Raw genomic sequence first — 6,746 nt, forward strand, 5'->3', positions numbered from 1 at the left:
GACGGACCATCAGCCGACATCAATGTCGAATGTGCCACCCTCATCGCTGGCAAGCCAGCTCCCACAGGTCCCGTGGATTGCCTGAGAATCTGGGTTCTCCCGCTGTTTTCTCCTGCCGTCCATCGAACCTGCTTTGCAACACCCACACACGTGATTTAATACCCGCCTTTCACGTTTCCGGGACCGGAAAACGGCGTGATTCGCGCCTTTACTCCACCCCTCCTACAGGTTGGCACATAAGGCTGTCATGGATACGGGCTCACGACTCAAACTAGTACGCGAAAGCTACAAAATGTCCCAGCGCGAGCTGGCCCGGCGTAGCGGCGTCACCAATGCCACCATCTCCCTGATCGAACAGAATCGAGTCAGTCCTTCCGTCAGCTCGCTGAAAAAGCTGCTCGAAGGCATCCCCATGTCCCTGGCCGACTTCTTCACCTTCGACCAGCCACCGCGCGAACACCAATACGTCTTCCGCTCCAGCGAACAACCGGACCTGGGCCGCCACGGCCTGCGCCTGCTGCTGATCGGCGCCTCGGTGCCCAGCCGGCAGATGCGTTTGCTGCGCGAGCAATACGCACCAGGGGCCAGTTCCGGCGAAGAGCCGATCGTGCACTCCGAAGGCGAGGAGTGCGGCCTGGTGACACGCGGCACGGTCGAACTGACTGTGGATGGGCAAACCAGCATCCTGAACGCCGGGGATGGGTATTACTTTCCGACGACATTGCCCCATCGGTTCCGCAATGTGGGGGCGGATGAGGCAGAGATCATCAGTGCCAACACCCCGGCGAACTTCTGATCGCACGCTCCCCACTGTAGGAGCTGCCGCAGGCTGCGATCTTTTGATCTTGTCTTTTTAAGATCAAAAGATCGCAGCCTCGTTTCACTCGACAGCTCCTACATAGCTCCTACATAGCTCCTACAATGGCGCGTTTGATCAGTTGTAAATCGGATTGATTTCCAGTTGTGGGGAACACCATCTCCGTCCGTCGACAAACTTGAACTGTAGGGCGGTAGTCGCATCTTAAAACGTGCGATATCAACCCCTTACGGAAGCAATCATGCTTTTAAAAAACAAGAGTCTCGTCGCTGTCATGTCCTGCGCCCTGATGTTGGCTGCAGCTCCATTACTTCCCGCTGATCTTTCAATCATCAACTCCGCCGCTGCGAAGGAAGGTGGTGGTCACGGTGGTGGCGGTGGCGGTGGAAATGGTGGTGGTCACGGCGGCGGGAACGGCGGTGGCAACGGTGGTGTTGGCGGCGGCCGCAGCGGTTCGGACCACGCTGGCAATGATTCCAGCAATGGCCGCGGCAAGGGTCTGGCCAGCGACCATGTCGGCAAGGCGACCCGCAACCATGGGGAAAGCGGAAATCACTACGGCAGTGAGCGCAACGATGATAATGGTCATGGCGTCGCGACCTCTGGCATCGCTCATTCCAAGGATACCCGCGGCATGTCCAAGGCCAGGGCTATCTCGGCTACGACGCCGGGTGAGCACAACACGAAAGGGCTGAATCAGGGCGGACCGTCGGGATCAAAAAAATCCCATTGAACTTACCCTTGAAGCAAACAGTGCCAGCCGCACAAAAAAACCGCAGTGATGCGGTTTTTTTATGGGAGGTCAACTGTGAGTCTGTGGACTAACCTCATAGCTACCATTCATTTGCTCGATACTCATCATTAAGGAATGCAAGTTCTGTTTTTCTGTCATCAGAGGAAGATAACGTCATACCGATCTCGCCCTTGAAGGAATCAGCGCGATGAGAATCTCGACCTTGCTGACTTTTGTTGCAGTGTTCAGCGCCAGCACTGCCTTTTCCGTTCCAGCCGTTGCGGCCGATCCTTCCTGCCAGTTTTTGCCCATTACCGATAGCAGCGCCAGTTTGCAGCAGGCGAAAACGGTGGCGGTGCTCTACAGCGAAAACACCCTCAGCACTCAGCAATACCTTGAGCAATACCACGCCGTTGCGGTGAAGGGTGCGCAGAATCCTGAAATGAACGCGCAGATCGCCAAGGCGTTCGTCGACAGTTCCGACCCACAGCGGGCAATCAACTGGTTGATGGGGTCGTTGCACAAGCAATTTTCATCGGTCACGGTCTACGACAGCCTGGATGCGGCGGTGCAGGCGCATCCGGATGTGGTGGTCATGCTCGACACCTACAGTCGCCTGGTATCCAAGCGCAACAACCAGGTTGAAGCGCGGTTCATGGCGAAGTTCTACGACGCCAACCTGCAATACATCGGCCAGGCGGAAGGTTCCCGCGCCCAGCAGATGCCTTCGGTGTGGGTGCATGGCAAGGCCGCGCCGCAGATTGCCGCTCAGATTGACCAGCAAACCGAGTTGCAAGTGAACGCTTTGAAGCAATTCGACGTGTCGTTCAAGGCGTTGATGACGGCCGGCATGGCGGGCCACGTCGCCAGCAACTGATGAGCTATCAGCAGAACTACCAGCCTTTCACCCCGCTCATGTCCGGCAGCTTGTGCGCGATGCCTTTGTGGCAGTCGATGCACGTGGCCTCGCCATTGGCCAGCGATGTCGAGTGCATGGCCGCCGCGCGTTTGCCCTGGCGGGTGAAATCCATGAATTCGAAGTTGTGGCAGTTGCGGCATTCTCGCGAGTCGTTGGCCTTGAGCCGTGCCCATTCGTGTTCGGCCAGTTCACGGCGCAGATTGAGGAATTTATCGCGGGTGTCGATGGTGCCGAACAGCTTGCCCCAGACCTCCTTCGACGCCTGCATCTTGCGTGCGATCTTGTGGGTCCATTCATGGGGAACGTGGCAGTCCGGGCAACTGGCGCGCACGCCGGAGCGGTTGGTGTAGTGGATGGTGTCCTGTAACTCGACGTACACGTTGTCGCGCATCTCATGGCATGAAATGCAGAATTTTTCGGTGTTGGTCAGCTCCAGCGCGGTGTTGAAGCCGCCCCAGAAAATGATCCCGGCGATAAACCCTCCCAGCGTCAGAAAGCCCAGGCTGAAATAGACGCTCGGCCGACGCAGGATGCCCCAGTATTCCTTGAGCAGGGCGAACAGTGCTTTCATGGCGCCTCCTCAGGGTTTCTTCGCGGCGTTGGCATCGTCTTGCAGGATCTTGTCGATGGTTTCAAAGCTGTTGCCCACCAACGGAAGTACGTCTTTTTGCGGCACGTGGCACTGGTTGCAGAAGTAGCGCCGGGGTGACACGGCGGCCAGAGGCTGGCCGTCGCGGTCCATGTAGTGGGTGATGCTGATCATGGTTGCCTGGCTACGCGCGCTGTTGGCCCGGCTATGACAGGACAGGCACTTGTTGCCATTCATATCGATCTGGTAACCGCGAATGCTGTGGGGAATGGTCGGCGGTTGGTCGGGATAGTTGCGCTCGCGCTTGAGGTCCTTGTTTTCATCTTCAGCCAGCGGCGGGGCGGGCAATTCCTGGGTGATGGTGCCACCGCGGCGGCGACCGTCCGGGGCCGGTGCATCTAACGGGTAATTGACCTCGGCGGCAATCGCTGCGCCGATCACAGCAAGCAATAGCAACGGCAGGATTCGAAAAGTCATGACGGTTCTCCTCAAGCCGCGCTGATCAACTCGATGCGGATGGCGCATTTCTTGTAGTCGGTTTGCTTGGAGATCGGGTCGGTGGCGTCGAGGGTGACTTTGTTGATCAGCCTGTTGGCATCGAAAAACGGCACGAACACCAGGCCACGGGGTGGCTTGTTGCGGCCACGGGTTTCGATACGGGCACGCATTTCGCCGCGACGGCTGATCAGTTTCACTTCGCTGCCACGCCGCGCCTTCAAGGCCTTGGCATCGTCGGGGTGCATGTACACCAGCGCGTCGGGAACCGCTTTGTACAGTTCCTCGACCCGTTGGGTCATGCTGCCGGTGTGCCAATGTTCCAGGACTCGACCGGTGCTGAGCCAGAACGGGTATTCGGCATCCGGGGCTTCGGCCGGTGGCTCGTAGGGCAGGGCGAAGATGATCGCTTTCTTGTCCGGGTAGCCGTAGAACTGCACTTCGCTGCCGGTCTCGACATAAGGGTCGAGACCTTCGCGGTAACGCCAGCGGGTTTCCTTGCCGTCCACCACCGGCCAGCGCAGGCCACGCTCGCTGTGGTAACGGTCGAAGGCTGCCAGGTCATGACCATGGCCACGGCCGAACTGGGCGTACTCTTCGAACAAACCTTTCTGCACATAGAAACCAAACGCCTTGGCCTCGTCATTCTTGTAGCCGGCCTCGATGTGCTCGACCGGGAACTCGTCGACCTGCCCGTTCCTGTACAACACATCGAACAGTGTCTTGCCTTTGTATTGCGGGGCCTTGGCCAGCAGTTCGGCGGGCCACACCTCATCGAGGGTGAAACGCTTGGAAAACTCCAGCAACTGCCAGAGATCCGATTTGGCGTCTCCAGGCGCACTGACCAACTGATGCCAGAACTGCGTGCGACGCTCGGCGTTGCCGAAGGCGCCTTCTTTTTCCACCCACATGGCGCTGGGCAGGATCAGGTCGGCGGCCTGGGCAGACACCGTGGGGTAGACGTCGGAGACAATCACAAAGTTTTCCGGGTTGCGCCAGCCGGGCAGCACCTCCTGCATGATGTTCGGCCCGGCTTGCATGTTGTTGCTGGCCTGGGTCCAGTAGACGTTGAGCACGCCGTCCTTGAGCATGCGGCTCTGCTGCACCGCATGGAAACCGACTTTCTCCTGAATGGTGCCTTCGGGCAGTTTCCAGATCGTTTCCGCGGTGGCGCGGTGCTTGGGGTTGGTCACCACCAGGTCGGCGGGCAGGCGGTGAGAAAAGGTGCCGACTTCCCGCGCGGTGCCGCAGGCCGATGGCTGGCCGGTCAATGAGAAAGGGCTATTGCCCGGCTCACTGATTTTGCCGGTCAGCAAATGGATGTTGTAGATCAGGTTGTTGGCCCAGACCCCGCGAGTGTGCTGGTTGAAACCCATGGTCCAGAACGACACGACCTTGATTTTGGGGTCGGCATACAGCTCGGCCAGGCTCTTGAGCCGTTCCGCCGGGACGCCGGTTTCCTTTGCCGCGCGATCCAGGGTGTAGGGTTTGACGAACGCGGCGAACTGCTCGAATGACATGTCCGTCCAGGTGTTGGCCTTGTCGGCATTCTTCGCTTGTTTTTCCCGTGGATCATCCGGGCGCAAGCCGTAGCCGATGTCGTCGGCGCCCTTGGCAAAGCGCGTGTGCTTGCTGATGAAATCCTGGTTGACCGCGCCGCTTTCGATGATGTGGTTGGCGATGTAGTTAAGGATCAACAGGTCGGATTGCGGCTTGAAGACCATGGGTATGTCGGCCAGCTCGAAACTGCGATGTTCGAAGGTCGACAGCACGGCGACTTTCACGTGGGGCTGGCTCAGGCGCCGGTCAGTCACGCGACTCCACAGGATCGGGTGCATCTCGGCCATGTTCGAGCCCCAGAGTACAAAGGCGTCGGTGGCTTCGATGTCGTCGTAGCAACCCATGGGCTCATCCATACCGAAGGAGCGCATGAAACCCATCACCGCCGAGGCCATGCAATGGCGGGCATTGGGGTCGATGTTGTTGCTGCGAAAACCGGCCTTCATCAACTTGTTGGCGGCGTAGCCTTCCCACACCGTCCATTGCCCGGAGCCAAACATGCCGATCGACTCCGGCCCCTTGTTTTTCAGGGCCTGCTTGAACTTTTCCTCCATGATGTCGAAGGCCTTGTCCCAACTGATCGGCTGGAATTCGCCCTGTTTGTCGAATTTGCCATCTTTCATGCGCAGCAGGGGCTGGGTCAGGCGGTCGACGCCATACATGATCTTCGACAGGAAATAGCCCTTCACACAGTTCAAGCCACGGTTGACCTCGGCTTTGACGTCGCCATGGGTGGCGACCACCCGGTTGTCCCGGGTCGCGACCATCACGCTGCAGCCCGTGCCGCAGAAGCGGCAGGGCGCCTTGTTCCAGTTCAGGGTGACCATGTCCGCTTCGGTGATCAGGTTGCTCGCGGAAGTGGCTATCGGCAGGCCGGCAGCGGCGGCGGCAATGGCGGCGGCCTGGGCCTTGACGAATTCCCGGCGGGTCATGCTCATTCGATGTCTCCTGCAGGTTCAAGGACCTCGTGATAGATCAACGCGGCATTGAGTACGCCGGGCAAGTTGTTGATCTGTTCGATGCGTTGCAGGATCTGGTTTTCGTCGCGGGTCTCAAGCACGACCACGAGTTTTCCGGCGGTACTTTCATGGTGCAGCTCCAGGCCGTCCAATAAACGCAAGTTGGCTTTGACGGCTTCGAACAACTCGGGTCTGGCAAGTACAACAAGGCTGGCTATATGCAGGGCTTCGTCCATGCGCTGACTCCAATAGACTTCTGAAAGAGGGCTATCAGTTGGGTGGCCCGGGCGGGCCGTAAAGCATTTGGAAAAACCAGATGATGAAGCCGTAGCCACCGACGATGGCGACCGACAGTATCGGAAACAGGCAGACGACCAGAAACAGGAAGAGCCGGGCTTCCTTGCGTCGTTGTGGTTTTTGTTCTTCAGCCAATGACATTGACAATCTCCAGCCGAACTTTGCCAGTCAGACTAGATCATGAAGTTTTTGCAGGGTTTGGCTTGGGTGGTTTTATCGACAGGCGGTGTGGGTTGCTTTGAAGATTGCGCAACTTGTTATAACCCGCTAGTTCATTACAGCGACGAGTTACCAATGGGGATTTATTGATATGTATTCGTATTTGTCTGGAGTTCAACTAGCACTCACAAACTTGTAGGAGCCGGCTTGCTGGCGAT

The 6,746-nt window shown here is 58.2% G+C and carries 8 protein-coding genes; 3 read left to right on the forward strand and 5 right to left on the reverse strand.

All coding sequences use genetic code 11. From position 1 onward, the window contains the following. Window positions 1-247 precede the first annotated feature (247 nt). From ACRESJ_RS07135 to ACRESJ_RS07145, 3 genes are all read left to right on the forward strand, one after another. Window positions 248-796, forward strand: a complete 549-nt coding sequence (locus ACRESJ_RS07135; RefSeq protein WP_431757278.1) for a cupin domain-containing protein — start codon at window positions 248-250, stop codon at window positions 794-796. 262 nt (window positions 797-1,058) lie between these two features. Next, the gene (locus ACRESJ_RS07140; RefSeq protein ID WP_431757279.1) at window positions 1,059-1,550 is read left to right on the forward strand and encodes a hypothetical protein; all 492 of its coding nucleotides are present in this window, start codon (window positions 1,059-1,061) and stop codon (window positions 1,548-1,550) included. A gap of 208 nt (window positions 1,551-1,758) precedes the next feature. Continuing rightward, complete coding sequence (locus ACRESJ_RS07145) at window positions 1,759-2,427, forward strand: ATPase (RefSeq protein ID WP_431757280.1); 669 nt, start codon at window positions 1,759-1,761, stop codon at window positions 2,425-2,427. 16 nt (window positions 2,428-2,443) lie between these two features. On the opposite strand, the gene ACRESJ_RS07150 is transcribed toward ACRESJ_RS07145, so the two are convergent. From ACRESJ_RS07150 to napE, 5 genes are read right to left on the reverse strand one after another with little or no spacing between them, the layout of a single operon-like run. Next, window positions 2,444-3,040, reverse strand: coding sequence for a cytochrome c3 family protein (locus ACRESJ_RS07150; protein WP_431757281.1), 597 nt, complete (start codon window positions 3,038-3,040; stop codon window positions 2,444-2,446). Window positions 3,041-3,049: 9 nt separating this feature from the next. Next, window positions 3,050-3,535: a nitrate reductase cytochrome c-type subunit gene (locus ACRESJ_RS07155; RefSeq protein WP_431757282.1), complete on the reverse strand. Its 486-nt coding sequence runs from the start codon at window positions 3,533-3,535 to the stop codon at window positions 3,050-3,052. A gap of 11 nt (window positions 3,536-3,546) precedes the next feature. Beyond that, the gene (napA, locus tag ACRESJ_RS07160) at window positions 3,547-6,051 is read right to left on the reverse strand and encodes a nitrate reductase catalytic subunit NapA (protein ID WP_431757283.1); all 2,505 of its coding nucleotides are present in this window, start codon (window positions 6,049-6,051) and stop codon (window positions 3,547-3,549) included. Beyond that, entirely contained in the window at window positions 6,048-6,308 is a 261-nt protein-coding gene (locus ACRESJ_RS07165; RefSeq protein WP_431757284.1) for a chaperone NapD, read from the reverse strand. The genes napA and ACRESJ_RS07165 overlap by 4 nt, the downstream gene beginning before the upstream one ends. 34 nt (window positions 6,309-6,342) lie before the next feature. After that, window positions 6,343-6,510: a periplasmic nitrate reductase, NapE protein gene (napE, locus tag ACRESJ_RS07170; protein ID WP_431757285.1), complete on the reverse strand. Its 168-nt coding sequence runs from the start codon at window positions 6,508-6,510 to the stop codon at window positions 6,343-6,345. Window positions 6,511-6,746: the final 236 nt, after the last annotated feature.

The organism is Pseudomonas sp. (assembly GCF_050739655.1).
Classification (GTDB): Bacteria; Pseudomonadota; Gammaproteobacteria; order Pseudomonadales; family Pseudomonadaceae; genus Aquipseudomonas.